This window comes from Methylocystis sp. IM3 (assembly GCF_038070105.1).
Taxonomy (GTDB): domain Bacteria; phylum Pseudomonadota; class Alphaproteobacteria; order Rhizobiales; family Beijerinckiaceae; genus Methylocystis.
The window spans coordinates 3476877-3503349 of the sequence record NZ_JBBPBZ010000002.1 but is presented as its reverse complement, the minus strand read 5'-3'; the positions used below and the strand labels follow the sequence as shown (position 1 = coordinate 3503349).

Annotated in this window: 27 protein-coding genes and 1 tRNA gene; 12 read left to right on the top strand and 16 right to left on the bottom strand. The window is 65.5% G+C overall.

Features of this window, described 5'->3' with window-relative positions:
* Positions 1–58: 58 nt before the first annotated feature.
* Positions 59–1321, bottom strand: coding sequence for a DUF763 domain-containing protein (locus WOC76_RS19080; RefSeq protein ID WP_341104532.1), 1263 nt, complete (start codon positions 1319–1321; stop codon positions 59–61).
* 182 nt (positions 1322–1503) lie between these two features.
* Here WOC76_RS19080 and WOC76_RS19075 point away from each other — a divergent pair, with 182 nt between their 5' ends.
* Complete coding sequence (locus tag WOC76_RS19075) at positions 1504–2181, top strand: methyltransferase family protein (RefSeq protein WP_341104534.1); 678 nt, start codon at positions 1504–1506, stop codon at positions 2179–2181.
* A gap of 147 nt (positions 2182–2328) precedes the next feature.
* Positions 2329–3549, top strand: coding sequence for a 3-oxoacyl-[acyl-carrier-protein] synthase III C-terminal domain-containing protein (locus WOC76_RS19070; RefSeq protein WP_341104535.1), 1221 nt, complete (start codon positions 2329–2331; stop codon positions 3547–3549).
* A 19-nt stretch (positions 3550–3568) separates the two neighbouring features.
* Here WOC76_RS19070 and hglS read toward each other — a convergent pair whose 3' ends face one another.
* Positions 3569–4945: a 2-oxoadipate dioxygenase/decarboxylase HglS gene (gene hglS, locus WOC76_RS19065; protein ID WP_341104536.1), complete on the bottom strand. Its 1377-nt coding sequence runs from the start codon at positions 4943–4945 to the stop codon at positions 3569–3571.
* Positions 4942–6492, bottom strand: coding sequence for an L-piperidine-6-carboxylate dehydrogenase (gene amaB, locus WOC76_RS19060; RefSeq protein WP_341104537.1), 1551 nt, complete (start codon positions 6490–6492; stop codon positions 4942–4944). Before amaB ends, hglS begins: the two co-directional genes overlap by 4 nt.
* Before the next feature lie 97 nt (positions 6493–6589).
* Between amaB and rocD the strand changes: the two genes are divergently transcribed.
* A complete protein-coding gene (gene rocD / locus WOC76_RS19055) occupies positions 6590–7831 on the top strand; it encodes an ornithine--oxo-acid transaminase (protein WP_445928470.1) in 1242 nt (413 codons plus the stop codon).
* A gap of 316 nt (positions 7832–8147) precedes the next feature.
* Positions 8148–9650: a L,D-transpeptidase family protein gene (locus WOC76_RS19050; RefSeq protein WP_341104540.1), complete on the top strand. Its 1503-nt coding sequence runs from the start codon at positions 8148–8150 to the stop codon at positions 9648–9650.
* On the opposite strand, the gene WOC76_RS19045 is transcribed toward WOC76_RS19050, so the two are convergent.
* Complete coding sequence (locus WOC76_RS19045; RefSeq protein WP_341104541.1) at positions 9647–10288, bottom strand: SGNH/GDSL hydrolase family protein; 642 nt, start codon at positions 10286–10288, stop codon at positions 9647–9649. The genes WOC76_RS19050 and WOC76_RS19045 overlap by 4 nt on opposite strands.
* Positions 10289–10396: 108 nt before the next feature.
* On the opposite strand from WOC76_RS19045, the gene WOC76_RS19040 reads away from it, so the two are divergent.
* Positions 10397–11374 carry a hypothetical protein gene (locus tag WOC76_RS19040; RefSeq protein WP_341104542.1) on the top strand — a complete coding sequence of 326 codons (978 nt, stop codon included), beginning with the start codon at positions 10397–10399 and terminating at the stop codon, positions 11372–11374.
* A gap of 36 nt (positions 11375–11410) precedes the next feature.
* Here WOC76_RS19040 and WOC76_RS19035 read toward each other — a convergent pair whose 3' ends face one another.
* Positions 11411–11836: a hypothetical protein gene (locus WOC76_RS19035; RefSeq protein WP_341104543.1), complete on the bottom strand. Its 426-nt coding sequence runs from the start codon at positions 11834–11836 to the stop codon at positions 11411–11413.
* A 216-nt stretch (positions 11837–12052) separates the two neighbouring features.
* Between WOC76_RS19035 and WOC76_RS19030 the strand changes: the two genes are divergently transcribed.
* Positions 12053–12379 carry a hypothetical protein gene (locus tag WOC76_RS19030; protein WP_341104544.1) on the top strand — a complete coding sequence of 109 codons (327 nt, stop codon included), beginning with the start codon at positions 12053–12055 and terminating at the stop codon, positions 12377–12379.
* 43 nt (positions 12380–12422) lie between these two features.
* Entirely contained in the window at positions 12423–12794 is a 372-nt protein-coding gene (locus tag WOC76_RS19025; RefSeq protein WP_341104546.1) for a hypothetical protein, read from the top strand.
* Positions 12795–12818: 24 nt separating this feature from the next.
* Here WOC76_RS19025 and WOC76_RS19020 read toward each other — a convergent pair whose 3' ends face one another.
* The 6 genes from WOC76_RS19020 to WOC76_RS18995 form a co-directional block, all read right to left on the bottom strand.
* A complete protein-coding gene (locus WOC76_RS19020; RefSeq protein WP_341104548.1) occupies positions 12819–13853 on the bottom strand; it encodes a 2Fe-2S iron-sulfur cluster binding domain-containing protein in 1035 nt (344 codons plus the stop codon).
* A gap of 61 nt (positions 13854–13914) precedes the next feature.
* Positions 13915–15579, bottom strand: a complete 1665-nt coding sequence (gene hcp / locus WOC76_RS19015; protein WP_341104550.1) for a hydroxylamine reductase — start codon at positions 15577–15579, stop codon at positions 13915–13917.
* Between the two features lie 127 nt (positions 15580–15706).
* Entirely contained in the window at positions 15707–16138 is a 432-nt protein-coding gene (locus WOC76_RS19010) for an Rrf2 family transcriptional regulator (RefSeq protein ID WP_341104552.1), read from the bottom strand.
* A 114-nt stretch (positions 16139–16252) separates the two neighbouring features.
* The gene (gene smbP / locus WOC76_RS19005; RefSeq protein WP_341104554.1) at positions 16253–16591 is read right to left on the bottom strand and encodes a small metal-binding protein SmbP; all 339 of its coding nucleotides are present in this window, start codon (positions 16589–16591) and stop codon (positions 16253–16255) included.
* 203 nt (positions 16592–16794) lie between these two features.
* The gene (locus WOC76_RS19000) at positions 16795–18363 is read right to left on the bottom strand and encodes a 2-isopropylmalate synthase (RefSeq protein WP_341104555.1); all 1569 of its coding nucleotides are present in this window, start codon (positions 18361–18363) and stop codon (positions 16795–16797) included.
* Positions 18364–18455: 92 nt separating this feature from the next.
* On the bottom strand, positions 18456–18578 hold the full coding sequence (locus tag WOC76_RS18995) for a hypothetical protein (protein ID WP_341104556.1): 123 nt from the start codon (positions 18576–18578) through the stop codon (positions 18456–18458).
* Between the two features lie 213 nt (positions 18579–18791).
* Between WOC76_RS18995 and WOC76_RS18990 the strand changes: the two genes are divergently transcribed.
* Positions 18792–19313 carry a GNAT family N-acetyltransferase gene (locus tag WOC76_RS18990; protein ID WP_341104557.1) on the top strand — a complete coding sequence of 174 codons (522 nt, stop codon included), beginning with the start codon at positions 18792–18794 and terminating at the stop codon, positions 19311–19313.
* An 11-nt stretch (positions 19314–19324) separates the two neighbouring features.
* On the opposite strand, the gene WOC76_RS18985 is transcribed toward WOC76_RS18990, so the two are convergent.
* Positions 19325–20530 (bottom strand): lytic murein transglycosylase, encoded by a 1206-nt coding sequence (locus WOC76_RS18985; RefSeq protein WP_341104558.1) that lies wholly within the window; start codon positions 20528–20530, stop codon positions 19325–19327.
* A 123-nt stretch (positions 20531–20653) separates the two neighbouring features.
* On the opposite strand from WOC76_RS18985, the gene irrA reads away from it, so the two are divergent.
* Both irrA and WOC76_RS18975 read left to right on the top strand, forming a co-directional pair.
* Positions 20654–21127, top strand: a complete 474-nt coding sequence (irrA, locus tag WOC76_RS18980) for an iron response transcriptional regulator IrrA (protein WP_341104559.1) — start codon at positions 20654–20656, stop codon at positions 21125–21127.
* Positions 21124–21498 (top strand): hypothetical protein, encoded by a 375-nt coding sequence (locus WOC76_RS18975; protein WP_341104561.1) that lies wholly within the window; start codon positions 21124–21126, stop codon positions 21496–21498. The genes irrA and WOC76_RS18975 overlap by 4 nt, the downstream gene beginning before the upstream one ends.
* Positions 21499–21705: 207 nt before the next feature.
* On the opposite strand, the gene galU is transcribed toward WOC76_RS18975, so the two are convergent.
* Entirely contained in the window at positions 21706–22590 is an 885-nt protein-coding gene (gene galU, locus WOC76_RS18970; RefSeq protein WP_341104563.1) for a UTP--glucose-1-phosphate uridylyltransferase GalU, read from the bottom strand.
* A 124-nt stretch (positions 22591–22714) separates the two neighbouring features.
* Here galU and galE point away from each other — a divergent pair, with 124 nt between their 5' ends.
* Positions 22715–23701: a UDP-glucose 4-epimerase GalE gene (gene galE, locus WOC76_RS18965; protein ID WP_341104565.1), complete on the top strand. Its 987-nt coding sequence runs from the start codon at positions 22715–22717 to the stop codon at positions 23699–23701.
* A gap of 3 nt (positions 23702–23704) precedes the next feature.
* Here the strand turns inward: galE and WOC76_RS18960 are convergent, their stop codons facing one another.
* Positions 23705–23989, bottom strand: a complete 285-nt coding sequence (locus WOC76_RS18960) for a hypothetical protein (RefSeq protein ID WP_341104566.1) — start codon at positions 23987–23989, stop codon at positions 23705–23707.
* Positions 23990–24084: 95 nt separating this feature from the next.
* Positions 24085–25578 carry a polyphosphate:AMP phosphotransferase gene (gene pap, locus WOC76_RS18955; protein WP_341431539.1) on the bottom strand — a complete coding sequence of 498 codons (1494 nt, stop codon included), beginning with the start codon at positions 25576–25578 and terminating at the stop codon, positions 24085–24087.
* Between the two features lie 65 nt (positions 25579–25643).
* On the opposite strand from pap, the gene WOC76_RS18950 reads away from it, so the two are divergent.
* Positions 25644–25720 (top strand) — tRNA-Arg (locus tag WOC76_RS18950).
* Positions 25721–26062: 342 nt separating this feature from the next.
* Here WOC76_RS18950 and WOC76_RS18945 read toward each other — a convergent pair.
* Entirely contained in the window at positions 26063–26398 is a 336-nt protein-coding gene (locus WOC76_RS18945) for a hypothetical protein (protein ID WP_341104571.1), read from the bottom strand.
* Between the last annotated feature and the right edge of the window lie 75 nt (positions 26399–26473).

Here is a 26473-nt window from a genome sequence, read left to right as displayed (position 1 = left end):
AGGGGCGCAATTTAACGCAGAGCGACCGTCGCCGGAAGATTGGAAACGGCGCCTCCCGTCATCGAGCGTTCCGGGCCGCAGGCTCTGGCTGCGGGGTCTCCCCCTCCCAGCCGAAGACGCTGCGGCCGGCGTAGTCGGGGGAGCGCGCGATTTCGCCGTCGATGAAAGCCGGCAGCGAGGGTCCTGTCGCGCTTTGCTCCAGCAGCCGCGCCTGCCGGTCGAGCCGGCGCAGGGCGGCGAGCCTGTCGTCGTTACCGAGCTTCGCCCGCGCGACGGCGCTTTTCATCACCTCGATGGTCTTGTCATAGACGGCGAGCGGCACGGGGAAGGGGCGCCGGTCCTTGCCGCCATGCGCGAGCGAGAATCGCGCCGGATCGGCGAAGCGGCAGGGAGCGCCGTGCACGACCTCGGCCACCATCGCCAGGGAGAGGACGGTGCGGGGGCCGACGCCGGGCGAGAGCAGCAGATCGGCGAAATCCTCCGGTCCCCGGTCCGCCGCCGCGGCCAGCGCGCCGTGCAGCCGGCGCAGCATCACGTCCCTGGGGCGCACGTCGTGATGCGCGGGCATGATCAGATGGGGAAGGAGCGGCTGCGCCGGCGCCGGCGGCGCCTTCCCCATGAGCGCGGCGGCCTCGCGGGCGACGCCGTCGGGCCCGAGGTCGCGCAGGAGATCGAGCTGGCGGCGCCGCGACGCCTCCGCCCGCCTGTCGGTCAGATTGACGATCTCCCCCCGATTTTCGCCCTCGATGGCGGCATGGGGCGCTTCGACGAAATCTTTGAGCCCTTCCGACAGCCAGTGGTAGCGGCGGGCGAGCCCTGCGTCGCCGTTCATCCCCTGTTGCACGACGACCCACCGCCCGTCGTCCGTCACGATGAAGCCGTGAAGGTAAAGGTCGAAACCATCCTGCACGGCGGCGCTGTCGACCTTGGCGACGAGGCGGCTCGCCTGCGCCAGCGCCGCGCCGTCGAATCCGACGCGTGCGCCGATGGCGGCGAGCTCCTGCGGCGTCTGGCGCGAATGGCGCCCGCGCCCGCCGCAGACATGCACGCCGAGTTCGCGGGAGAGCGGCTCGAGGCCGCGCTTGAGCGCGCCGATGACGCTCGTGGTGATCCCGGAAGAATGCCAGTCCATCCCCATGACGGCGCCGAAAGACTGGAACCAGAAGGGATGCGCGAGACGGCGCAGGAATTCGTCACGCCCGTAATGATGGATGATCGCCTCGGCGACGACTGCGCCGAGGCTGGCCATCCGGCGCGCGAGCCAGGCGGGAACGCGGCCGTTGTGCAGAGGCAGATCGGCGCTGCCGGACCGTCGAGTCAAGGAGCCTCCAGAGAGCGGGAGTCTTGCGCCAAGATGAGCCCCGGCCGGCTCTTGCGCAAGGCCGGCCGCGCATTCGCCCCGACGCGGGGCTGCGCCTGGCGGTGGGTTTCAAACAAGCCTCAAATCGGATAGCTTCGATCAGGATAGTTCAAGGTCCCTTCGGGAAATCCAAGGCCTTCGACATGAGCAATTTGATCTTTCGCGCCTGGCGCGCGCATTTCCTCATGCTGGGGATCATGGCCGCCCTTTTGTTCGGCCCCGCCTCGTCCTTCGATTACTGGGAGGGATGGGTCTTTCTGGCGCTCTTCGTGAGCTCGTCGCTCTTCGTGTCGCTTTACCTCGCCGAGAAAGATCCGAGACTGTTGGAAAGACGCCTGAGCATCGGTCCGCTCGCCGAGCAACACACGGGTCAGAAGATCATCATGCTCTGCATTCTCGCCGGGTCGATCGGCCTCGTCCTGGTTGGTTCGCTGGATCACCGGATGGCATGGTCGTCCTTGCCGGCCTCGCTCGTACTGGCCGGCGACGCGCTGGTCGCGCTGGGGTGGATGATCTTCCTGAAGGTCTTCTCCGAGAACTCCTTCGCCTCCGCGACCGTCGAACTCGCCCCCGACCAGAAGGTCGTCGCAACGGGACCCTATGCGCATGTCAGACATCCGATGTATGCGGGAGCCTTCATCATGCTCATAGGAGTGCCCCTGGCGCTCGGCTCCTGGTGGGCGTTGCTGATTTCCGCCGCGATGATGTCGACGCTCGTCTGGAGGCTGCTGGCCGAGGAGCGCTTCCTCAGCGCACATCTGCCTGGCTATTGCGATTATCAGGCGAAGGTGCCCGATCGGCTCATCCCGAAGATCTGGTGACGCGCCGGATGACACTGCGCTAAACGAGAGGCGAAAGAGTTTCTCTCGCGCTTCCACTCTCGAAACGACGCCCCTTGCGAGAACGCCGCAGCGTCAAAACGCGGCGGGATCGCGCCCATCCGAAACGGTGCGGGGCAGGAGCCCTTCATGACGAACCGGCGCTACGCCGCACTTGGTAATTTCAGTTTTGTCGAGATGGCGAAGCCAACTCCGCAGCGCTTGTCCATCGAGATCTCCGCCTATGCGGGCGCGAGAGTTCAGGCGTTCACGGGCGGCGTCGGCGACAAAGAGGGCTTTCGCCAGATTTACAAGACAATGCGGGAGAGATTTGAAAAATTCTCCGTCCCGCCATCGCACGTCAAGCGCCGCCAGCTCGTCTTTTTCCCGCGCATGGAGGACATTCGCTTCGAGAACGGCGAATTCGACATCGCCGAGCCTGCGCAAGCTTATTTGCAGCTCTTCAAGGACAGGACCGAGCCGAGAGGCGCGGACATCGCTCTGCGGCACGAGAACTTCGGCATCGTGGTCGAAGAGGTTTTCGATCGCTTCTATCGCGACGCCGATCAGCCGCCCGACGATCTCATTCACGTGACCTGTTCCGGCTATCTCGCGCCCAGTCCGGCGCAGAAGCTCGTCGTGAAGAAAGGCTGGTTCGAGACGCGGGTGACGCACAGCTACCATATGGGCTGCTACGGCGCGTTCCCCGCCATCCGGATGGCGCAGGGATTCATCTCGTCGGCGCGGGACGAGGTCGGCGCGCGCCTGCGGCAGGTCGACGTCGTTCACAGCGAGGTTCCGTCCTTGCACCGGCACTTCGTCGATCTCTCGCCGCAGGACATATTGGTGATGAGCCTCTTCGCGGATGGCTTCGTCAAATATGGCGTCTATCCCGAGGAGCTTTTGCGCCGGCGCGATCTTCCGGGCCTGCGGATTCTCGCCCTCGACGAGAGACTTCTGCCGGACTCGCTCGATGGCGAAAGCTGGGTTCCGGGGCCGCATCATTTCGAGATGAGCATGGCGATCACCGTGCCCGTCGTCATCAAGCAGAATGTCGCGTCTTTCGTCGACCGGCTCTTCACTGCCGCCGGTCTCGATTTCGAGGCGCAGAAAGATCGTCTGGTCTTCGCCATCCATCCCGGCGGCCCGCAAATGATCGAGCACATCCGGGCCGAGCTCGGCCTGCGGCCCGAGCAGGTCGCGCTCGGCGCGAAAGTCTTCTTCGAAAAGGGCAACATGTCCTCGGCGACTGTTCCACTCGTTCTCAAGGAAATCCTCGACTCCCCGGACGTCGCGGCGGGGACGAAGATCGTCGCGATCGGTTTCGGGCCGGGACTGACCATCGCCGGTCTTCTGCTCGAAAAGATCTGACGCGCCGGTTCGCCAGCGATCATGTGGGGAGATCAGAGTGAGCGCCGTCCGCTTCATTTAGGCCGAGCGCCGCCAACGCCCGCTCGAGTGAAGCTTCCTCGGCCGCCTGATAAAGCGCCTGCGCGTCGATGATCGGCGTCCCCAAGGCTGTCTCGAAGCCGTCGCGGTCGTCGTTTTGCGCTGCAAGGCCGCTCTGCGATCCCGCGAGGTTGGAGCGGAAAATGCCCGCCGCGCTGACGGGGAGAAAATCATCATAGACGATCGGCGCCGCCTTCAGAACGCCAGCCGCGAGCAGCTCCTCGATCGACCGGCCGTCGGCGCGGGCGCCCTCCACGGCGGAGAATTCGAAGAAGGCGAGCTTCTCCCGTCTCAGCGCGTCGCTGTCGTCCGGGAAGGCCGCGAAGACGCGCGCGAGGGTTTGCTCGAAGACGGCCGCAGCTTCCGGGCCGGATGGCGCAGGCGCCTGAGCATGGACTTGCGAGAGCAGGCGATCGTACAAGGCGCGGCCCGGCTCGGTGAGCGCGGCCCCACGCTGTTCGATCTCTCCAAAGCGCGCCATGTGCAAAACAGTCGCGCCATCGCCGCCTTCGAACGCAACGGGCTCGGCCTGAGCCCGGAAGCTCGTCTGGCGCAGAAGAATGGGGCAGCGTCTTCCCGGCGGACCTTCGACGGTGGGCTTCGGGTCCAGTCCTGCTTGAGACATGGCGCGCTGTGCGGCGTCGATGTCGAGCGTGCGCAGGGTGAGATGGTTGAGATGCGGCCCCTTGAAACAGACGATGTCCGCGAGCAGCGGATGCGCCGCGCGCAGTCGCTCGTAGAAACGCGCCGTCGTCGTCGCGGCGCCGCGCCAGCGGAACGTCTCGAGCGCCTGTGAAACGAAGTCGTCCGCATGCGCATCGTCGAGGCCGCCGTCGCGCTCGCACGCCTCCAGCAGGACGCGGCAGCGGGGCGTGAGAATGTCGCGGCGGTGCATGACGGCCGCGGCCGCGTCTCGAAGCTCCGCGTCGTGGATCAGATCGAGGCGCAGGAGAGAGGTGAAAACGCGAAACGGATTGCGCCGCAGGGCGTCGCGGTCGATCGGCCGGAAAGCCGTCGAATGCACGGGAATGCCGGAAGGCACCAGATTGTAATAGCCGACCGGAAACATGCCCATGACGGCGAAGAGGCGGCGCATGTCATCGAGCTCTCGCGCGGTTCCGACGCGGATTGCGCCATGCTGTACGATATCGAGTTCGGCGGGTGCGGTTACAGTATCGGCGCCGAGCGCGGTCTTATTGACGAGACGCACGAGATCGCCCATCTCGCGGTACCTCGGCATTTCCGTCTCGTACATGTCGGAGAGCGCCCGCGCTAATTTTGCGCGCAGCGCGTCGGTTGAAGGCTCGGACCTCTTCATCGGCGCGTCGCTCCTGTCGAGGTCGGCACATCGAAGGCGACGCCCTGCGCCAGCGGCAGCGCGCCGGAATAGTTGATGGTGTTGGTGGCGCGTCGCATATAGGCCTTCCAGCAATCCGAGCCGGCCTCGCGGCCGCCGCCGCTCGCCTTCTCGCCGCCGAAGGCTCCGCCGATCTCGGCGCCCGACGGCCCGATATTGACATTGGCGATGCCGCAGTCGGAGCCTTCCGCCGAAAGGAACAGTTCGGCCTCGCGGATGTCGTTGGTGAAGATCGACGAGGAAAGCCCCTGCGCGACGTCGTTTTGCAGGCGGATGGCGTCGTCGAGATCATCATACTTCATCACGTATAAAATCGGCGCGAAGGTTTCCCGCTTCATCACCGCCGTCTGCTGAGGGATTTCGACGAGAGCCGGCCTCGCATAGAACGCGCCGGGAAAGCGTTCGGAGAGCGCCCGTTCGCCGCCCATGACGATCCCGCCCGCCGCGCGCGACTCGTCGAGCGCAAGGCTCATGGCGCGATAGGCGCCGGCGTCGATGAGCGGCCCGACGAGCGTTCCCTCCTCCCTCGGGTCTCCGACCGGAACCGACGCAAAAGCCGCGCGCAGTCGGCTGATCAGCGCATCGTAAACGGCTTCATGCACGAAGAGGCGTCGCAGCGTCGTGCAGCGTTGGCCTGCCGTCCCCATGGCGGCGAAGGCGATGGCGCGCAGCGCGAGATCGAGCGAGGCCGAGGGGCAGACGATGGCGGCGTTGTTCCCGCCGAGCTCCAGAATCATTCGCGCGAAGCGTCGCGCCAGACGCGGCGCCATCGCCTCGCCCATGGCGGTCGATCCCGTGGCGGAGACGAGCCGCACGCGCGTATCGTCGGCAAGGACGCCGCCAATGTCGCGGCCGCCGAGAACGACGGCGGAGAGGCCCTCGGGCGCCGATCCGAAACGCGCCGCCGCGCGCTCGAACAACGCCTGCGTCGCAAGCGCCGTAAGCGGCGTCTTCTCCGATGGTTTCCAAACGAGCGAATTGCCGCAGACGAGCGCAATTGCGGCGTTCCAGGCCCATACGGCGACCGGAAAGTTGAAGCTCGTCACGATCCCCGCGACCCCGAGCGGGTGCCAGGTCTCCATCATGCGGTGGCCGGGGCGCTCCGTCGCCATGGTCAGGCCGTGAAGCTGGCGAGAAAGGCCGACGGCGAAGTCGCAGATGTCGATCATCTCCTGAACTTCGCCGAGGCTCTCGGATACGATCTTTCCCGCTTCGATCGTGATGAGAGCGGCGAGCGCGCGCTTGGCGCGGCGCAATTCCTCTGAAAAGAGACGAACAAGCTCGCCACGCCGGGGCGCAGGCGTTTTCCGCCAGTCGAGAAAGGCTGCGTCCGCGCGTCCGATCGCGGCCCGCGTCGTTGTTTCGTCATCGGCCCTTGTCCATCCGATGGCGCCGCCGGTGATCGGCGAATGGGCGTCGAGCGCGCCTCCGAGAAAGCGTTCGCGATCGACTCCCAGTCCGCAGAGAAGTTCGCGCGTCTCCTGCGCGATGTCGCCGGTAGCCGCCATCAGACCTCTCCATTCCCGTCAACCGCTGGCGCCGCCACGCGCCTGGACTAGTTATTTATGGCGCGTCTGCGCGCGTTGCAGATGGCGCCTCGAACGCATGACGGCCATGAACGCAAGCTTCGACACTCCCCCAAGCTTCGATACTCCGCATTGTGCGCGCAACTACGATCCTCTGCCCGTCGTCCTGACGCGAGGACAGGGCGCCTATCTGTGGGATATGGAAGGGCGGCGCTACATCGACATGATGAGCGCCTATTCGGCGGTCAGCGTCGGCCATGCGCATCCGCGCATCATTGCGCGACTGACGGAGCAGGCCAGCCGCCTCGCCGTGCCGTCGCGCGCCTATTACAACGACCGTCTCGCGCCTCTTCTCGACGCGCTCTGCGCGCTCACCGGATTGGATGTCGCGCTGCCGATGAACAGCGGCGCCGAAGCCGTCGAGACGGCCATCAAGGCCGCGCGGCGCTGGGGGCGTCGCGTCAAGGGCGTGGCCAATCCCGAGATCGTCGTCGCCGAGGGGAATTTTCACGGCCGCACGACGACGATCATCAGCTTCTCATCCGAGCCCGACTATCGCGACGGCTTCGGTCCCTTCACGCCGGGCTTCCGCGCGGCGCGCTTCGGAGATCTCGCCGCGATGGAGGCGGCGCTGACCAAAGATACGGTCGCGGTTCTCGTCGAACCGATCCAGGGCGAAGCGGGCATCATCGTGCCGCCCGCGGGCTGGCTCGCAGGGCTGCGCAGGCTCTGCGACGCGCGTGGACTTCTGCTGCTCGTCGATGAAATCCAGTCGGGCCTTGGACGCACGGGCGCCTGGTTCGCCTTCCAGCATGAGAATATCCGCCCCGACGGCGTCATGCTCGGCAAGGCGCTGGGCGGCGGGGTTTTGCCCGTCTCGGCCTTCGTCGCGCGGCGCGAGGTGATGGATGTTTTGACGCCGGGCTCGCACGGCTCGACCTTCGGCGGCAATCCACTCGCGGCCGCCGTTGCGCTCGAGGCGCTTCACGTGCTGCGCGACGAAGGACTGATCGAGAGGAGCCGCGTGCTCGGCGCGCATATGCTCGAGCGGCTGCGCGCCATGCGCGCGCCGGCGCTGCGCGCGGTGCGCGGGTGCGGCCTTTGGGCCGGCGCCGAAATCGATCCGCGTTTTGCGAGCGCGCGCGAGGCCTGCCTGCGCCTCCTCGAAAAAGGCGTGCTCTCGACGGCGACGCATGGGACGGTTGTCCGGCTGGCCCCGCCCCTCACCATCTCGCGCGAGGATCTCGATCTGGCGCTGGATCGCGTCGAGGATGTCGTGACGCAGCTTGTCGAGACGACTCCCCCGCCGAGCGCCGCCTGAGTCGTCGCGCCTGACGCCCGGTCAACTTCAGGACAAAGATTTCTGAGAGGGTCGACGGCGCGGCGCCTCTGAAGCTGCGCCTTCGTCGGGCTGCGAACGTCGTTAACGAGCCGGAAAGGTTGATCGTTGACGGTCAGCTCTGCCCTGTTTTCAACTTCGGGGGCGTCAGATGAATTTACGCGGATGGCGGCGCAACCGCCATATTTTTGCCTTCGCAAGCCTTGCCGCAAGCGTTTTCATTAGCGATCTGAGCGCCGGGCCGGCCTCTGCTCAGGGAGCATTTCCGTTTTTCGACGGCGAAGCTGCGGCGCCGCGAATGGCGCGGCATCGGCGTCACAGGAGCAATAAGGATCGCATTCACCGAAAGGCGAAAGCCGCCGACGCCCCGCTGCCGAACCCAGGCAACGCTGCGGGGGCCGTCACTCCCGAACCACCCCTCTTTCTCATTGTCTCGATCGCGGATCAGCAGGTCTCGATTTACAACCACGCCGGCCTGGTGGCGCGTTCGATGGTTTCGACGGGAATCGCCGGCCATCCCACGCCAAGGGGCGTCTTCACCATCATCGGCCGCGAACGCTACCATCGCTCGAACATATACTCCGGCGCGCCAATGCCCTTGATGCAAAGGGTCACATGGTCGGGCATCGCCATGCATGTCGGCGTGGTGCCGGGACATCCCGCCTCGCATGGCTGCATCAGGCTTCCGGCGCAATTTGCGGCCAGGCTTTGGGGCATGACCAAAATCGGCGAGCGCGTCATCATCTCGCCGCGCGAGACGGGCCCGGTGGATTTTGTCCATCCCGCGCTGCCGACGCCGAAGATGGTCGCGCCGGGGCCTGCCGAGACCACGGACGCCACGAAAACCTCCGGGCCGCTTGCGGCGGAGCCGCGCCTCAATCCGGCTCAATATGCAGAGCAACTCCGAGCGAAGGCCGTGACGGAGGCCGCGGCGGCCGCGAAACGCACCAAGGAGGCCGCGGCGGACGTCGTTTCTTCCAAGGCGGAAGCCGCGCAGGCCGCCAAGGAACGTGACGCCGCCGAAGCAATGAATGCGTCAGCTCTGTCGAGAGCCGAAAAAGCGACGGCGTTCCTTGAGGCCGCGCGGGCAAGCAGGGACGCGTCGCTCCTCGTCACAGCGCGCTCCGGCGCGGTCGACGGCGTGCGGGTCGGCAAGGCGGAGGCCGCCGCCGCGACCTATGAGAAGGCCGAAGCCGCGAAGGACGCCGCCCAGGCCGCGCTGGCGGACGCCTCAGCGAGGCTCGAGGCGGCGAAAGGCGCATTCGCCGCCAGGGACGCTCAGTTGACCGACGCCCTCAAGCGGTTGAGCGACGCGACCGCCGCGTCGCAATCCGCGGCGATCGCGGAGACGCAAGCGCGTCGCCGCACGATGCCGGTGTCGGTCCTGATCAGTCGGAAAGACCGCCGGATTTACGTGCGCCAGGGGCTGGCGCCGCTTTTCGACGCGCCAGTGAGCCTGCGCGATCCGGAAGCGCCTCTTGGATCGCATGTCTATATCGCGACAGCCGCCACTGGCGACGGTACGGCGCTGCAATGGTCGGTCGTATCGCTGCCGCCGCAGGCGCCAGAGGCGCGAAGCGAGCGCAAAAGCCGGAGAGCCGTGGACATCGACTCCGGAACCTCGGCGCAGGGGCCAGCCTCGGGGCCGGCCGAGGCGCTCGAGCGGGTCGAGTTGCCACAGGATATTCGTGACCGTATCGCGGAACGTCTCTGGCTCGGAGCGTCGATCATCGTTTCCGATCTGCCATTGAGCGGCGAAACCGGAAACGTCGGCACCGACATCACCGTGAAACTGCGCTAGCGACGTTCGCTGATCGCGCTCTGGACGGCGCCGACCCATATTGCATCGGCGGCGCGCGTGAAATGCAGGCCGTCGGTCGTCATATCGGGACGGCGCACGCCATTGGCGGAAATCGACGGATTGAGATCCACAGTGAGATATCCGCGCTGGCGACAGAGGCAGGACAGCGCCGTGTTCGCCGCCTGGATGCGCTGCGCCTTCGCGACGTCGTCGACAAAGGGCATGAGCGTGACGGCGACAGTAACGCCATTGTCGATCCGCCGCGTCAGCGCGACGAAATCCTCCTCTAAACGGTCGGTCTGCGCGGCGTCGAACAGGAGATCGTTCAGACCGCCGTTGATGAGCAGAAAAGAAGCCTCGATCCCGCGCGCGCTGTAAATCTGGCCGGCGATTTCCTTGAGCGTCGCGCCGCCTGCCGCAAGGTTCAGAACGCCGAAGGGGCGGCCCGCAAGCCGCGTCCAGCGGCAGGAGGCTGCGAGGCTGTCGCCGACAACGATGATTTCTGGAGAAAAGACGCCGCCGATGCGGCGCGCCAGAGACAGGTGAACCGCTCTTCGCACCGACCCGTCTGTCAGAATCATCGCCCAAAGGCCACAGGAGAGCAGCGCGACCACGCTCCAGACCAAACAGGATTCCAAGGCGTTCGCTTCCTTTGTTCGCTTCCTTTGTCTCTATTGCGCGAAAATGCGAATCATTCGCAATGTGGAGCTTCGTCGCCTCGCCGCAAAATCACGGGACCGAAAACGATGCGTCACCCATTCTTCAACATGACGCGCCTTTCCCTCGAGGAAGGGAAGGCGGACTTCCATGTTCTGGAGGGTCGTCAGGGCGTAATCGTCACGATAGGGCCGGACGCCTCGATCTTCGATCGGCCGGGCCGTTCGGTCAGCAGGTGGGCAGGGACAGGGAACATTCTCCACAAGAGCCCCCATCCCATCCCGCGCCGTTCCGGGTTTGCCGCGGAACTGAATTTCATCAGTCGCGTTCTCTGGGGCGGCGGCGACGTCAAGTTCAATATCATCAGGACGATCGGCGGACAAAGGGAAGTGCTGCTGACGGCGGGCGATGGGAACGTCCTGGAAAAAATCAACCTGTCCGATCTCGCCAGAGAGGGCGCGCCGCCGCTGCTCTTCCTCCAGCCCGCTTATTTGTGTTCGTCGTCCGACGTGGAAATCAGGTCGCAATTTTGCGATCCCTCGATCATGAGCTGGGCGCGCGCGCCCTATGTCTATCGGGCGCGGCCGCAAGATCCGGACTCACATAATTCGATCCTCTGCGTCTCGGGCCGAACGATGGTCTGGAGCGAGAAACTCGAACCGGGCGAGAGACGCCATATCGCCCTTGGCAACGTCATCGCGGTGACCGAAAATGTATCATGCGCATTGCAGCCGACGGATCGCGCCGGCGAGGATGCGTTGGAGCGACAGCCGAATGAAGCAGCGGCCGACGAAGGGGAGAGATCCCGGCCGGGCGAAGCTCCAGCGCGCACGATCAAAGCTCAAAAAGCGCGAGATTTTGGCGCTTCCGCGAAAATCCTGTTCAACTCCATAAAGGCGCGCGAGGGATTTTTCCTCTGCGAACTCGTGAACGACTCGGACCGGCCGGCGTTCGTCTATACGCAACTCAACAAGACAAATCTCTATGGCGGCTCCGGGCTTCTCGGCGTCGTCATCCGGGTCATTTCGTCTTTTTTTCGTTGGGGCGACGTCGCGCTCGGAAGCTGAGGGCCTCCCGCCCGCCGGCGGCGGGAAGGCTCTTCGTCAACGATATTGCGCGGGCATTTGCGGATTGTTCGCGGGATTGGTGTCGTGCCGCGTGAGGCCGGCGATCAGGCCTTGTTCGACGAGCGGCCGCAATCCCGCCTCGATCGCGTCCGCGGTCGCCTTGTCGTAGATTTCCGAGCCGCCGACGATCACCGTGAAGGAGGCCAGGTGTTTTCTTTTCTTGGCGGGATCCTCGATCGTCGCCTTGGTCCATTTGTAAAGCGGATACTGCTCGACCCCGTTGCGTTCGGCTTCCGCGACATAGCCCGCGAAAGCGTCATATTGGCTTCTGATCGTCGCGTCGTGGGGGGCGAGGATCGCGGCGACGGTCTTGAAAGCCGGATCGTCGGGGTCGTTTCGGGCGGCTTCCGCCTGTTGCTCGGTGAGCCTGAAACGGATCTGATATTGCCAACTTTCGCTCATGCCTTTCCCCATAACTAGCCCGTGCTTCGCAGCCCCCGGCGGGACGACGGCAAATGTTCAAATAAGAACGGGCTTCGCCAAAAACCAGCTGCGGCCTGGTCGGGCGTTTTTCCCTCCGCGCCTCGAGGAAGCCCTGCGGTTCCGCCGGCCACCCTTGACGCCTGCGACGGCCAACCAATTTCACTCTCATGTGCTGGAAAAAGCCGAGGCCGGAAAATGCAACCCTACCGCGTCAAGGAAATCAAGATCGTCGACGCCGGCGGCATGGCTGGCCCGGAGACGACGCTGCGAGAATATGAGCGGCCTTCGGCCGATCGCGGCGAGGTCGTCGAGCAGGTCAGGCGTTTCTTCGAAATCGAGATGAGCAGTCCGAGAGCGCTCCAAACTGTGGACTTCGACGCCATCGTCGTCATCGATCCGGAGGGGGCGGAGATCGCGCGTTTCAGCGTCGCCGATTTCTGGATTCGCGAGTGGCGCGACGTCGCCTTCGGCGTCGCGGAGCGGGGTTCGGGACACGGCGGGAGGACTCCCGTTTCAACTTGAGAGGAAGCCGACGCCTGCGCGGCGTGGGAAGGCGAGCAAATCCATGTCGAATCCGATCAACACTGTAGAGCAGGAGATCACGCAACCAGTCGAGGCAAGGGCCGGGATGGCGGGCGTGGCGTCGCCGGAGGCGGCCGCGCCGGCCGCCGCCCCCGCGCGGCTCAATCAGGCCTTGTCCCAGGCTTTTGGCGATGTCGTGCAGTCGGGCCCGAGCGATCAGCTGCGCGGCTACGCCAATGAGGCGATGGGCCGCACGAAGCTTGCTGTCGGGCTCGCGCTCCGGTCGCCCGAGCTTGCGCTCGCCGGGATCGCGCAAGGCGCGCTCGGCGCAATGCAGCGCTATGTGGGGGAGGCGAAGATGGCGGCCGCCGATCCGCAGGCGCGCGCCGGCGAGGAAGACGACGCCGCGCCCTGAGAGGCTCGCGCGAGGAGCCGCGCTCTACGCGGCCGAAAATCGCTCGGCGTAAGTCGCGCCGGCGCCGCCAGCGAGAGCGACTGTCTCCACGGCCGTGATCAGCGCGGGCGGACCGCAGACATAGATGTCGGGCCGCTCGGAGGCGTTCGCCAATGATTGCGCCAGCGCCTCTGCGGGCGTGCCGGCGAAGCCGCGCCATCGGGTTTCCGGCGGGGTTTCCGGCGCCCAGACGCAAATCGTGACGGCCAGCTGAGGCAGGGCTGCGCGGATCTCCTCCAGGGCGTCGAGGGCGAAGAGTTCGTCCACGCGATTGACCCCGAAGAAAAGCCGGGCGGGGCAAGGGTCGGCGAGTTCCGCCATATGGCGCAGCATCGACAAGGCGGGCGCAAGGCCGGTGCCGCCGGCCACGAACCAGCGCGGCGCGAGGCTCGCTTCATCGAGCGTGAATTGCCCCTTGGGTCCATGCACGATCAGCGCGTCGCCGATACTGGCGCGCTCCCTCAGATAGGTTGAAAAGGCGCCGCCGGGCTGCAAGCGGATGAGGAACTCGAGCTTTCCGTCCCAGTTGGGGGCGTTGGCCAGCGAGTAGGATCGCCTGATTCCGCTTTCGGGAATTTCAAGTTCCCCGAATTGCCCGGCGACGAACTGGGCGGCCCTGCCGAACTCGGGGTCTTCCTCATATTGCAGGACAATCCTCATCGCCCTGGCCCCGGCGGGGCCGATGTCGACGATCGTCGCGCGCCGCTGCGGCGTCGGCGCAAAGCCGATCGACGCCGCGTCGAAGGGCGCATGCAGCGCCACATCGCCATGCGCATGGGCGCGGCACAGGAGAATGCCGCCGGCCGCCCGCTCGGCGTCGCTGAGCGCGGCGCTGCTATAGGCGTCGAGTTCGATGTCGCCCGACGCATGCGTGACGCGGCAGGCGCCGCAGGCGCCCTCGCGGCACGAAGAGGGGAGATAGATGTTCGCCCGCTCGGCGGCGGCGAGCAGATTTTCCGACGGTTCGGCGTCGAAGGCGATGGCGGCGCCGTCGCGGGTGAGAAGTTCGACCTTGAACATGTGCGGCGTTTCCGGATGGGACGACGGGCGCCCCTCGTAAGGGCGCCCGCGGGACAAGGCGTCAGGCGGCGCGGCTGAGCGCGGCGTCGATGTCGGCCCTGGCGTCGCCGATGGGCAAAACGCCGAACTTCTCCACGAGAACGTCGACCAGCGCCGGGGTCAGAAAGGCCGGAAGCGTCGGGCCGAGGCGCACGTTGCGCACGCCGAGGGCGAGCAGCGTGAGCAGCACCGCCGCGGCCTTCTGTTCGAACCAGGAGACGATCAGCGACAAGGGCAGTTCATTGACGCCGACGCCAAAGGCCTCGGCGAGCTTCGTCGCGACGACGAGCGCCGAATAGGCGTCGTTGCACTGGCCCATGTCGAGCAGGCGCGGGAGCCCGCCGACCGTGCCGAAGTCGTGCTTGTTGAAGCGGTATTTGCCGCAGCCGAGCGTGAGGATCACCGTGTCGTCCGGCGTCGCATGTGCGAAATCGGCGTAATAATTGCGCCCCGGCGCGGCGCCGTCGCAGCCGCCGATCATGAAGAAATGACGGATGGCGCCGCTCTTGACCGCGTCGATGACCTTGTCGGCGACGCCGAGCACGGCCGCGCGGCCGAATCCGACCGTGATGCGCTGCTCCTCTGCGTCTTCGGCGAAACCCGGCAGTGCGAGCGCCGCCTGGACGACCTGCGTGAAGTCCTCATTCGCAATGTGGCGCACGCCCGGCCAGCCCACGGGACCGGCGGTGAAGATGCGGGCGCGATAGCGCGGCTGCGGCTCGATCAGGCAGTTCGACGTCATCACGATCGGACCGGGGAACTCCGCGAATTCCTTCTGCTGGTCCTGCCAGGCGCCGCCGTAATTGCCGGCGAGATGCGGATAGGACCTGAGCGCGGGATAGGAATGCGCCGGCAGCAGCTCGCCATGGGTATAGACGTTGATCCCCTTGTCCTTCGTGGCTTCGAGAATGGCGTGCAGATCCTTCAGGTCGTGCCCGGAGACGAGGATGGCCTTGCCCTTGATGGGCGTCACGCGCACGCTCGTCGGCTCCGGCGTTCCGAAGTTTCCGGTATTGGCGGCGTCGAGCGCCTCCATGGCGAGGAAATTGGCCCGTCCGAGCGCCAGCGCCTCGTCGAGCAGCGGCCCGATGTCTTCAGGCTCGCTCGCGAGAAGGTCGAGCGCATGTTCGACCGCCGCATAAATCGCGTCGCGCTCCTCGCCGAGCACGCAGGCGTGATGCGCATAGGCGCAGACGCCCTTGAGGCCGTAAAGCACCAGGGCGCGCAGGCCCACCACGTCTTCGCCGAGGCGCGCAACGTCCTTCCGGATCGCCGCTTCGCCGGCTTGTGCGAGGAGCCCGGCCATATCCTTCGCGGGGACGAAGGCGGCGGCGCCGCTTAAGGTTTCCGGCGTCTCGCCGGCCTCGCGCGCGGCCTTTTCATAGAGGGCTTTCGCGCCGTCGCGAAGCTGCGCGGCCCGCTGGATGAACTCGACGAATTTGGCGGCGCTGAAATTGACGTTGGTCAGCGTGGTGAAGAAAGCAAAGAGAAGGAAACGGTCGGCTTCCGCGTCGGTCGCCCCGAGCCGGCGCGCGCGATGGAGATACTGGCCGATTCCCTCGCAGACATGGAGCAGCACGTCCTGCAGATCGGCGGTCGCGGCGTCCTTGCCGCACATTCCCTTGGCGCCCGCGCAACCTGCCTTGTTGTCGGATCTAAAGGTCTGCTCGCATTGATAACAGAACATCGGGACTCCCTCTCTGCTTTCGGCCTTCTCGCGATGCGCCGGCGCTGCGGCCCGCGCCGAAAGCGGTATTTAGAATGCGTAATTAAAAGCGGGCGAGTCAAGGTGGCGTCGGGCGCGGGCGAGACCGTCAGAGGGAGAGGTCGAGGCCGGGGGAAGAGCCTGATTTTTGCAGGCAATCGCTGAGGGTGAAGCGATCCAGCTCCCGCATGAAGCCCTGCTGGGCGCGCGCCAGCATGCCCTTCAGACGGCACCGCGGCAAAAGCGCGCAGTCGCTGCCCTCCAGGCTGAAACATTCCACGAGCGGCTGATCGTCGAGCCGGCGGACGACGTCGCCGATGCGGATGTCGCGGGGATCGCGGGCGAGCCTCACGCCCCCCTGAGCGCCGCGAATTCCCTCGACAAAACCGGCGGCGGCGAGCTCCTGGAGGACTTTCGCCATATGGTGGCGGGAAACCTTGAAATGATCGGCGATCGTCGCCGCGCTGAGAATTTCCGGATTGCGGTCGGCGAGGAGAATGAGGGCGCGAAGGCCGAAATCGGTAAAATTGGTCAATCGCATTTTGACAGGCTAACACGGTATTTCAGATTCTGAAATAAGTCGGCGGGATCCAGCCCGATCCTTGGCTCGGCCGAACGCGCCCCGACCGCGTCGCGACGACGGGGCGCCCCGGACTTACTTCGTCGCCGCCTCGAGATGCGTCAGAGCCTCCTCGGCGTGGCTCGTCGCGCCTTCGGCGTTTTTCTTCTTGCCCTCGGAAATCGACGCCTTGAGGTGCGTTATGCCTTCCTTGGTATGCGGATTGGCTTTCGCCTTTTCCGCGGCTTCCGCGTGTTTGAGCGCGGCTTCCGCATGGGTCACGAGAACGTCGGCATGGCCTTGCTTGCCATGATCGATGGCTTCCTTCGTGTGGCTGATCGCTTCCGCAAGATGATCCTCGGCGAGCGCGAGACGCGGGGCAAAGGCGACTGCGGCGCCGACGGCGAGAAAAAGAGCGAGATTTCTACGGTTCATTCAAATGCCCTCCTATTATACGCGACCTCCCGTGTCGCCACGGAACGATACCGCAGGTCCAAAGAAAGTCTATCCAAAGTAAAGACTGCTCAGCCCAAGAGAGACTTTGCCTCGCGCAAAGGCCGAGGCAAGCACAAACTCGACTTCGTGAGAATATGTCTGATCAAAGCCTCCTCTGTTGGAGGCTTTGATCGATGCGATCGTCAAACCGCCTGCATCGCTTCCGGCCTGGCGCGGCCGCGCTTCACCATCAGCTTGTTGAGCGCCGAGACATAGGCGCGCGCCGAAGCGACAAGCGTGTCCGGATCGGCGCCGCGGCCCGTGACGGACTTCCCGTCCTCCGACAGGCGCACGGACACTTCAGCCTGTGCGTCCGTGCCTTGGGTGACGGCGTGGACCTGATAGAGCTCCAGCGTCGCCTCATGCGGCGCGAGCGCCTTGATGGCGTTGAAGATGGCGTCGACGGGGCCGTTGCCGGTCGCCTGATGGGTCACCTTGTCGCCGTCGATGTCGAGCGTCAGCGCCGCCGACTGCGGCCCATGCGTGCCGGCCATCACCATCAAGGCGAGCACCTTGATGTGGTCGTGGGCCGTGACGATCTCGTCGTCGACGAGCGCGACGAGGTCCTCGTCGTAGACGAACTTCTTGCGGTCGGCGAGATCCTTGAACCGGTTGAAGGCGTCGTTGAGCTGGTTTTCGCCCAGATCATAACCCAGTTCCTTGAGCTTCTCGCGGAAGGCGTGGCGGCCCGAATGCTTGCCCATGACGAGCGAGGTCTTGGAGACGCCGACGCTCTCGGGGGTCATGATCTCATAGGTGTGGGCATTCTTGAGCATCCCGTCCTGATGGATGCCGCTCTCATGCGCGAAGGCGTTCCGCCCGACGATCGCCTTGTTGTATTGCACCGGGATGGACGTCACCGCCGAGACGAGCTTCGAGGCGCGGGTCAGGAGCTTCGCGTCGATATTTGTGTGATAGGGCAAAATGTCGTGGCGCGTCCTCAGCGCCATCACCACTTCCTCCATCGCGGCGTTGCCGGCGCGCTCGCCGAGCCCGTTGATGGTGCATTCCACCTGCCGCGCGCCGCCGCGCACGCCCGCCAGAGAATTGGCGACGGCGAGGCCCAGATCGTCGTGGCAATGCACCGAGAAGATCGCCTTGTCGGCGTTGGGCACGCGCTCGCGCACGGTGCGGAACAGCTGCTCATATTCCTGCGGCGTCGTATAGCCGACGGTGTCGGGAATATTGATCGTCGTGGCGCCCGCCTTGATCGCGGTCTCGACGCAGCGGCACAGGAAATCGATTTCCGTGCGCGTGCCGTCCTCCGCCGACCATTCCACATCCGCGACATGGTTGCGGGCGCGCGAGACGGAAGCGGCGACGAGCTCCAGCACCCGCTCGGGCTCCATCTGGAGCTTGTATTTCATATGCACCGGCGAGGTGGAGATGAAGGTGTGGATGCGCGGCCGCTTCGCTTCGCGCAGCGCCTCGGCGCAGCGGTCGATGTCCTTTTCGGAGGCGCGGGCGAGGCCGGCGACCGAGCCGTTCTTTACCCGTCGCGCGACTTCCGTAACGCTCTCGAAATCGCCGGGGCTCGCGATGGGAAAGCCCGCCTCGATGATGTCGACGCCCATCTGGTCCAGGAGATCGGCGACCTCCAGTTTTTCCTCGAGCGTCATGGAGGCGCCGGGCGACTGTTCGCCGTCGCGCAGGGTCGTGTCGAAAATGACGACGCGCGCGCTGTCCGTGGAGCCGTTTGCGGGATTGGTCATGTCGGAAACTTCCTGAAAGCTGCTCGCCCTATCCGGGCGCTGAACGGTTGCGTCTCGATCCCCTGACGGCCTGGGCTGAACCCTGCGGGCGGTCAGGGGCGACGAAGAAGCAGCAGGCCGGGGAGCAGGCGCAGATCGGGCGTCGCGCAGGCTGCGACGGCGCCAGTCGACAGATGCGCCTCGACGGCGCGATATGTGGCGTTGGAGACAGCCACGTCCCGAAATCCTCGCTCGAGCGGCCGAAGGCCGAAAAACGCCCAAGGATAGGCAAATGCGCCGCCGCAGGCAAGCCGGGGCCGCGCGCAATGGCGCGGTTCCGAAGGCGTCGCAACGTTAACAAAAGTTAAGCCGAACCGCATTCGTTTTTTTGCGTTTTCCTTCGTTTGAGGCTCTTGCCCAAAGCGTCGAATGAGCCCTAACATCTTCCTATGGTTAAAACCGCTTTCTCCATTCGTCACGCTCGACCCGGCGACGCCGAGGAAATCGCGCGCGTTCATGACGCCTCCTGGCGCGACGCCTATCGGGGCGTCATTCCGGGCGTGGAGCTCGAGCGCATGGTCGCGCGGCGGGGGCCGAAATGGTGGCATTCGGCGATCTTGCGGGGCACGGGGCTGCTCGTCGTCGATTTTGACAGGCGGATCGCCGGTTATTCGACCTATGGCCGCAACCGCGTGCCGTCCATGCCCTATTCGGGCGAGATTTTCGAGCTCTACCTTGCGCCCGAACATCAGGGCCTGGGGCTGGGCCGCCGGCTCTTCGGCGCCGCCCGGCGCGAACTCGCCGAGCACGGCTATCTGTCGACGATCGTCTGGGCGCTCGCCGACAATGAGAAGGCGCTCGCCTTTTACCGCAGCCTCGGCGGCCAGACAGTCCGGCGCGCGGAGGAGCGCTTCGGCGCCGACATGCTGACCCGCGTCGCCTTCGGTTTCGTCTCGGCGCCGGTGCGCTGATCGGGGCCCGCTCAGCGGCCGCGCAGCCTCGCCAATATGTCCTTGGTCGCGAAGCCGTCCGCCGGCTGAACGCCTTCCGCGAGCTGGAAGGCGTGAATGGCGTTGCGGCTCGTGCGCCCGAGCTTTCCGTCGAGGGTTCCGCGATAATAGCCCTTCTCGGTCAGCAAGTGCTGCATCGCCTTGACGTCGGCGGTCGAGAGCGGCGCGACCCGGGGCCAGGGGGCGAGCGGAATCTCGCGCCCGGCAATGCGCTCGGCCAGAACCGCGACCGACATGGCGTAGGCGTCCGAGGTGTTGTACTGGCGGATGACTTCGAAGTTATCCGAGATCAGAAAGGCCGGACCGCGCGCCCCGGCCGGCAGATAGAGGCTCGCGGCGCCGCTGGCGGGGAGCGCCTCGCCATCCGCGCGGGTAACGCCCAGCGCCCGCCAGCGCGGGAAGTCGAGATCGAAAGCGGCGTAGTCGAACGTCTCCGGCAGCCTGACTTCGACCACGGCCGGGAGCCCGGCGACCCAGCCCGACTTTTGCAGGAAATTGGCGATGCTCGCGACCGAATCGGCGTGCGAACGCCAAATGTCCGGGGCGGCGGCGCCGGCGTCGCTCTCGGCGAATTTGAGATAGGCCGAGGGCATGAATTGCGGCTGGCCCATGGCGCCCGCCCAAGAGCCGCGCAACTGGGCGCGCGTCGCATAGCCCTTTTCGAGCATGACGAGGGCGTCGATGAATTCCTCGATGAAGGTCTCGGCGCGGTGGCCCTTCCAGGCGAGCGTCGACAGGACTTTCAGCACGTCGGCGCCGCCGGTCCCCGAGCCGAAATTGCTTTCGACGCCGAGAATGGCGACGACGATCTCGCCCGGAACGCCATGCCGCTCGGTCGCCCGGCGCAACGGCCCCGCGAGCTCGGCGGCGACCGACTGCCCGCGCGCCACGCGGCTATTTGTCACTGTCCCGGCCAGATAGGCGGGAATGGAGATCGTGAATTCCGCTTGCGCCTTTGGTTTGGCGAGCACGCCGGGCTCCGGCGCGAGGCCTGAAACCGCGGCCTCGAAGGTCTCCCGCGAGACGCCAGCCGCCTGCGCCGATGGCCACAGTCCTTCGACGAATGCAGTGAAATCGCCGCCCCGCGCCGGCCAGGGCGCGGCGACGAGGGCGGCGCAGAGGCCCTGCAGCGCGGCGCGCCGGTCGAGGATCGGGCGGGCGGAATCCTTTTGCGTCATCGTCTTACCGGCGGCTCTTGTTTGGAAATCTTTCATGTTGCGCCATTTGACAGGGCGGCTGCGCTGCCGTCTACTGTTTCCGAAGAGTTTCAAGGGGCGAGACGTCCCGCATCGGGTCTTTCCATGACGCATCAGCCGGTCGGCAGAAGCTTCGACAATTCCCGCCGCTTGCGCGAGCAGCCCGCTGGCGTGCCGGTGGACCCGAAGGCGCGGCTGCGCAACGCCGGCCTGCGTCCCACGGTCCAGCGGCTGTCGCTGAGCAAGCTGCTCTTCGGCAAGGGCGACCGCCATGTCAGCGCCGAGGCGCTGCACGCCGAGGCGCGCGAAGCCGGCCTCACCATGTCGCTCTCGACGGTTTACAACACGCTCAACCAGTTCGCCCAGGCAGGGCTCCTGCGAGAGATCGCGGTTCAGGGACCGCGCACCTATTTCCATACCCGCACCTCGCCGCATCATCACTTCATGGATGAGGCGACCGGCCGCATGTTCGACGCCGCCGACGGCTCGGTCGAATTCGCCCGGCTCCCGGCGCCGCCCGAGGGCATGGAGATCGTCGGCTGCGACGTGATCATCCGCATCCGCCCCAAGAAGGGGTGAACGGCGACGCTGGCGACAGCGGGGCGGGCAAGAGGGGCGCGCTGGCCCGCAAGCTCTGGCTCTTCTACGCCCTCGCCACCGTGACGGCCGCGCTCGTCCTGCTGGCGGCCTATGTCAACATCTATGACGATTACGACGTGGGACCGCGCCTTCGCGGCCTCGGGCTTTTCACGCGCCGCGCCATGGCGGCGCTGGGTTTTCCGTCGAGCCTGCCTGCGACCCTCCTGACCGGCCCCCTCGTGGCCGCCTTCGGCTGTGGCGACGAGAACGACCCCTGCGCCATTTTTGTCATGTGGCAGACGCTGTTCGTGGCGTTGGTCGCGCAGATCGCGTTGCTGCGATGGGCAATCGGGCGGGCGTTGCGGCGCTAGGAGGCGGATTGGCAGGCTCAGGCGCTTGCCGACAGATCCGTCTTTCCAACCAGCGCTGCAAACTCCGCGCCAGAGCCTTTTCCGATCCGATGGAATCGGGTCGAGGCTCCAGCTTATCGTTCCGTCGCGCCTTCTACCGCCGAACCGGTTCCCACTTCGGCGCTAGAGCGATCGGGCGAGGCTCTCGCCCCGCCCGTGCATCCTCCATCACCCCAAAAGCTTCTTCAGCTCCTCTTTCAGCCCATCGGCCACATCCGGCCGCGCCAGACCGAAGGCGACATTCGCCGCCAGAAACCCGAGCTTGGAGCCCGTGTCATAGGTGCGGCCGTCGAAGCGGACGGCGTGGAAGGGGCGCTCCCTGGCGAGATGAATCATGGCGTCGGTGAGCTGGATTTCGCCGCCCGCGCCCTTCTCGCCCTTTTCGAGCAAGGCGAAGATTCCGGGCTCGAGAATGTAGCGTCCGGAAATGATGAAGTTGCTCGGCGCCGTGCCCTGCGGCGGCTTCTCGACCATGCCGGTGATCTCGAAGGTCTGTCCGAAGTCCTTGCCCTTGGCGACGATCCCATATTGATGCGTCTCCTCGGGCTTGACCTCCTCGACGGCGATGACGTTGCCGCCGTGCTTCTCATAGGCCTCGACGGCCTGGGCGAGGCAGCGCGCCGTCTTTCCGGGGGCGGGCAAGGTGATCATGTCGGGGAGCAGCACGGCGAAAGGCTCGTCGCCGATGATCTCGCGCGCGCACCAGACGGCGTGGCCGAGGCCGAGCGGCGCCTGCTGGCGCGTGAAGCTCGTGGCGCCGGCCTTGGGGAGGTCCGCCATCAGGGCTTCATATTCCTTCGTCTTGTTGCGGCGCTTGAGCGTGTCCTCGAGTTCGTAGGACATGTCGAAATGATCCTCGATCGCCCCCTTGCCGCGTCCGGTGACAAAGACAAAATGCTCGATGCCGGCCTCTCGCGCTTCGTCCACGACATGCTGTACGACAGGGCGGTCCACGACCGTCAGCATTTCCTTGGGCACGGCCTTGGTCGCCGGAAGGAATCGGGTGCCGAGTCCGGCGACAGGAAAGACAGCCTTGCGAATGCGCTTGGTCATGAGAATCCGTTTCAAGTGACGTTTACGACGAACCGTCTCCGGCAGGGCCGGGCGGCGCGACTTTAGACCTAAATTTGGCGATGCGGCGTTAATTTGGCGCGGCGGACGGCAGGAAAGGACGACAATGGCGATATTGGTCACAGGCGGCGCCGGCTACATCGGCAGCCACACGGTTCTCGAACTGCTCGACGCCGGCGAGAAGCCCGTCGTTCTCGACGATCTCTCGACGGGCTTCCGCTGGGCCGTGCCGGAAGGGGTCCCGCTCTTCATCGGCGACGACGGCGACGAGGCGCTCATCGCCGACATCATCGCCCGCCACGACATTCACGCGATCATCCATTTTGCCGCCCGGATCGTGGTGCCCGATTCGGTGGCCGATCCGCTGGGCTATTATCTCAACAACACCGCCAAGGCGCGCAATCTCATCGCCGCCGCCGTGGCCGCCGGGGTCAAGCATTTCATCTTCTCGTCGACGGCCGCCGTTTACGGCGATCCCGATGAGTTGCCCGTCACGGAAGACGCCACGCTCAGGCCAGTCTCGCCCTATGGCCGCTCGAAGCTCATGGTCGAGTGGATGCTGGAGGACGTGGCCCACGCCCATGACTTCGACTATGTCGTGCTGCGCTATTTCAACGTCGCGGGCGCGGATCCCAGGGGCCGCTCGGGCCAGTCGACGCCCAACGCCACCCATCTCATCAAGGTCGCGGCGCAGACCGCGCTCGGCATGCGCGACTGCTTGCAGGTCTTCGGCACGGATTATCCGACGCCCGACGGGACCTGCATTCGCGATTACATCCAGGTGACGGACCTTGCCCGCGCCCATCTCGATGCACTGGCGCATCTGCGCAAGGGAGGCGGGAGTCTTACGGCGAATTGCGGCTACGCCCACGGCTTCTCCGTGCTCGAGGTGATCGAGGCGGTGAAGCGCGTGTCGGGGGTGGATTTCCGGGTCGATTACGCGCCGCGCCGGCCGGGCGATCCGGCGGCGATCGTCGCCTCCAACGCCCGCGCCCGCGAGATTCTCGGCTGGACGCCGAAATATGACAATCTGGACGAGATCGTCCGGCAGGCCCTCGATTGGGAGAAAAGGCTGGCGGAGGGGCGCGCCTGAGCCTCAGGCGCGTCTGAGCTGGAGAACGACTGGCGGCGGCTCCTCGGCGGGGCGGGCGTCGACCTGCCGCTTCGCCGCCTGATCGATGAGAGACACGGAGGGGCGTTCGAGAATGAGCCGCCTCAGCTCCTCGGCGGCCTGACGCGCGGCCTCCCGCATCTCCCCCGAAAGTCTCCGGTTTTCCGCAAGATAGGTGGCTTCCAGCAGCTTGAGCCGCAGCACCGCCGGCCCGGCGGCCTCGAGAAAATCGCGATCAGCTAACTGGGCCAGAATGTCCGTTGCCCGCATGACAATCCTCGCACTGCGTCTCTCCTCCCCGAATGGGAGGGCCATCATGAACATGACGCTGATCTGAAGCTTAGGGTCGGGTTCTGGCGCGAGGCTTATGCCCGGCCTGCCTCCTCCAGCCTGTCGACGATGGTTTGCAGCACTTTCAGCCGGGCGAATTTCTTGTCGTTCGCTTCGACGATCGTCCAGGGCGCGTGGCGTGAGCTGGTGCGATCGATCATATCGGTCATTGCCGCTTCGTAGAGCTGCCATTTCTCGCGATTGCGCCAGTCGTCGGGCGTCAGCTTGTAGCGTTTGAAGGGCTTGGCCTCGCGATCCTGGAACCGGCGCAGCTGTTCGTCCGGGGAGATCGCAAGCCAGAACTTCACGACGGTATATCGATTTTCGTCGAGCTCCCGCTCGAAGTCATTGATTTCCTGATAGGCGCGCATCCAATCCTGCGGCGCCGCGAAGCCCTCGACCCGCTCGACCAGCACGCGCCCGTACCAGCTCCGGTCGAAAATCGCCACGTCGCCGCGCCGAGGGACATTGCGCCAAAAGCGCCACAAATAGGGGCGCGCCCGCTCTTCGTCGGTGGGCGCGGCGACGCCGTGCACGCGGAAGCGGCGCGGATCGAGCGCCTCGCGCACGCGCAGGATCGCGCCGCCCTTTCCGGCGGCGTCATTGCCCTCGAAGGCGATGACGAGGCCCCTGTCGCGGAAGCTTCTGGCCGTCGTCGCCTCGGTGAGCCGCTGCTGCAGCGCGCGCAGCTCCTGCGCATAGGTCGCCCGGTCGGCGCCTTGCGCCAGATCGAGAAAGGAAACGAGGCTCGGCTTGGGCAAATCATTGGCCGGCGCGGCGATCGCAAGCGTGCGGGGAGAGGGCCGGCCGTCGCCGGCGGCGCGGGTCAGGGTTTGCAGCAGGAGATCGCCGACGGCGGCGTCCCGGTAGCGGGGATCGGCGGCGGGCACGACGGCCCAGGGCGCGTCGCCGGTCGAGGTGCGCTCGATCATCTCGAGCGCCGCGTCCGCGAGCCTCGCGCGGTCCTTCTCGCTCTCGAATTCGTCCCACTCCACGACGGCCGGGCGCCGCAACGCCCCATCGGACTGCCGAAGCTTTTTGAGCCGCCGGCGCGCCTCGGCGAAATCCATGTGCAGCCAGATCTTCAGGAGATACACGCCTTCATGGCGCAGCATCTCCTCGGCGCGGATCATCTCTTCGAGCGCCCGGTCATAGGCGTTCCTTCCCAGCCGTCCGAGCGCGCGGTTGCGCAGCAGACGATGATGCCAGGAGCCGAGAACGAGGCCGATCCGCCCCTTGGCCGGTATGTCGCGCCAATAACGCCAGGCTCCCGGCCGCGCCCGCTCCTCGTCGGTCGGCCGGCCATAGGAGAGGGTCTCGACGAAATGGTCGTCGAGCCAGTCGTAGAGCCTGTTGACGATCTCGCCCTTGCCGACGCCGTCCGAACCATTGATGAGCACCATGACAGCGGCGTTTTTCCTGTCGGCCACCTCGAATTGCGCGTCGAGCAGCCTCTCCCGCAGCTGCGTCTCGGCCGCCTCGAAGGCGGCTTTGGTCATGACATGCGGCAGGGACGCGGATTCGAACATCAGGCCTCTCCCCGGGAATTCCAACTTTTCAAACAGGCGCGCTGTGGTAGATGTTGATTCGCGCGGGTCCCGTAGCTCAGCAGGATAGAGCAGCGGTTTCCTAAACCGAAGGTCACAGGTTCGAATCCTGTCGGGACCGCCAGAAATTTCATCGACTTGGCGTTTTTGACCGGCGTTTTCGACCCGGTGTTTTTTGGCCTGGCGTTTCTGACTTGGCGTTCAGCAGATGGAAACAGGCGCCTGTTGCATTTTCCGCCCATTTTGAGGGAGCTGCTTTCAAGACGCCGAAGGCGGGAACAGATGCGTCTTCCACGCAAGCGCGGGGCGGTGCTGTTCCGATTCAAGGCGCCGACGGCGTCTTTCCAATAAGTAAAGCGCCCGGTTCGCTGAGTGGAAATTGCTGAAGACGTATATGCGAGGCGCACGTGAACGAACCACATGGATCAAGGTTTTGCTTTAGCTTCGCGATTCAAGGCGACACATTTTAGTCGGATTTGTTGAGTGATGTCGGCGCCGGCGCCGAAAGAGCCCGGACGCGTTTCTTCTTGAGCGCCTCCATATAATTACGTTTGCCAGTGCCGATCCGTTGGAAGTGCAAATCGTCCGCTGGGAGAGTATGATGATCGCCTCGAATCGAAGGCTCAATCGTCTTTCTGGGCAAGCATGGCCAATGAGGCTTGGAGGGATCAGGATTGATTGAACCGAAGCCTGGATCGATTTCGGCGACGACGCGCGCGGCGAGGCCGATCCCGGTCTCCCGGGGTAAGGTTTCGCGCCTTTCCTCTCTGTGGCGTCCGGCCTGAGCCCAGATCGCGTGCATCTCGTTATCTCTCCAACCTACCCGATGGCCTTGGCCGCACACCGACCGACGCGAACAGCCACGTTCAGGGCCTGT

Excerpts from the sequence above, each read along its gene's own strand:
- WOC76_RS19020 (WP_341104548.1), bottom strand. The coding sequence starts at position 13,853 with ATGTTCAAGGTCGAACTTCTCACCCGCGACGGCGCCGCCATCGCCTTC.
- WOC76_RS19070 (WP_341104535.1), top strand. The coding sequence starts at position 2,329 with ATGACGAACCGGCGCTACGCCGCACTTGGTAATTTCAGTTTTGTCGAG.
- WOC76_RS19035 (WP_341104543.1), bottom strand. The coding sequence starts at position 11,836 with ATGAGCGAAAGTTGGCAATATCAGATCCGTTTCAGGCTCACCGAGCAA.
- WOC76_RS19030 (WP_341104544.1), top strand. The coding sequence starts at position 12,053 with ATGCAACCCTACCGCGTCAAGGAAATCAAGATCGTCGACGCCGGCGGC.
- WOC76_RS18990 (WP_341104557.1), top strand. The coding sequence starts at position 18,792 with ATGGTTAAAACCGCTTTCTCCATTCGTCACGCTCGACCCGGCGACGCC.
- amaB (WP_341104537.1), bottom strand. The coding sequence starts at position 6,492 with ATGGCGGCTACCGGCGACATCGCGCAGGAGACGCGCGAACTTCTCTGC.
- hglS (WP_341104536.1), bottom strand. The coding sequence starts at position 4,945 with ATGAAGAGGTCCGAGCCTTCAACCGACGCGCTGCGCGCAAAATTAGCG.
- galE (WP_341104565.1), top strand. The coding sequence starts at position 22,715 with ATGGCGATATTGGTCACAGGCGGCGCCGGCTACATCGGCAGCCACACG.
- WOC76_RS19010 (WP_341104552.1), bottom strand. The coding sequence starts at position 16,138 with ATGCGATTGACCAATTTTACCGATTTCGGCCTTCGCGCCCTCATTCTC.
- WOC76_RS19075 (WP_341104534.1), top strand. The coding sequence starts at position 1,504 with ATGAGCAATTTGATCTTTCGCGCCTGGCGCGCGCATTTCCTCATGCTG.
- WOC76_RS19040 (WP_341104542.1), top strand. The coding sequence starts at position 10,397 with ATGCGTCACCCATTCTTCAACATGACGCGCCTTTCCCTCGAGGAAGGG.
- WOC76_RS19050 (WP_341104540.1), top strand. The coding sequence starts at position 8,148 with ATGGCGCGGCATCGGCGTCACAGGAGCAATAAGGATCGCATTCACCGA.
- pap (WP_341431539.1), bottom strand. The coding sequence starts at position 25,578 with ATGTTCGAATCCGCGTCCCTGCCGCATGTCATGACCAAAGCCGCCTTC.
- irrA (WP_341104559.1), top strand. The coding sequence starts at position 20,654 with ATGACGCATCAGCCGGTCGGCAGAAGCTTCGACAATTCCCGCCGCTTG.
- galU (WP_341104563.1), bottom strand. The coding sequence starts at position 22,590 with ATGACCAAGCGCATTCGCAAGGCTGTCTTTCCTGTCGCCGGACTCGGC.
- WOC76_RS19025 (WP_341104546.1), top strand. The coding sequence starts at position 12,423 with ATGTCGAATCCGATCAACACTGTAGAGCAGGAGATCACGCAACCAGTC.
- WOC76_RS19000 (WP_341104555.1), bottom strand. The coding sequence starts at position 18,363 with ATGACCAATCCCGCAAACGGCTCCACGGACAGCGCGCGCGTCGTCATT.
- WOC76_RS18960 (WP_341104566.1), bottom strand. The coding sequence starts at position 23,989 with ATGCGGGCAACGGACATTCTGGCCCAGTTAGCTGATCGCGATTTTCTC.
- hcp (WP_341104550.1), bottom strand. The coding sequence starts at position 15,579 with ATGTTCTGTTATCAATGCGAGCAGACCTTTAGATCCGACAACAAGGCA.
- WOC76_RS18985 (WP_341104558.1), bottom strand. The coding sequence starts at position 20,530 with ATGACGCAAAAGGATTCCGCCCGCCCGATCCTCGACCGGCGCGCCGCG.
- WOC76_RS18945 (WP_341104571.1), bottom strand. The coding sequence starts at position 26,398 with ATGCACGCGATCTGGGCTCAGGCCGGACGCCACAGAGAGGAAAGGCGC.
- smbP (WP_341104554.1), bottom strand. The coding sequence starts at position 16,591 with ATGAACCGTAGAAATCTCGCTCTTTTTCTCGCCGTCGGCGCCGCAGTC.
- rocD (WP_445928470.1), top strand. The coding sequence starts at position 6,590 with ATGACGGCCATGAACGCAAGCTTCGACACTCCCCCAAGCTTCGATACT.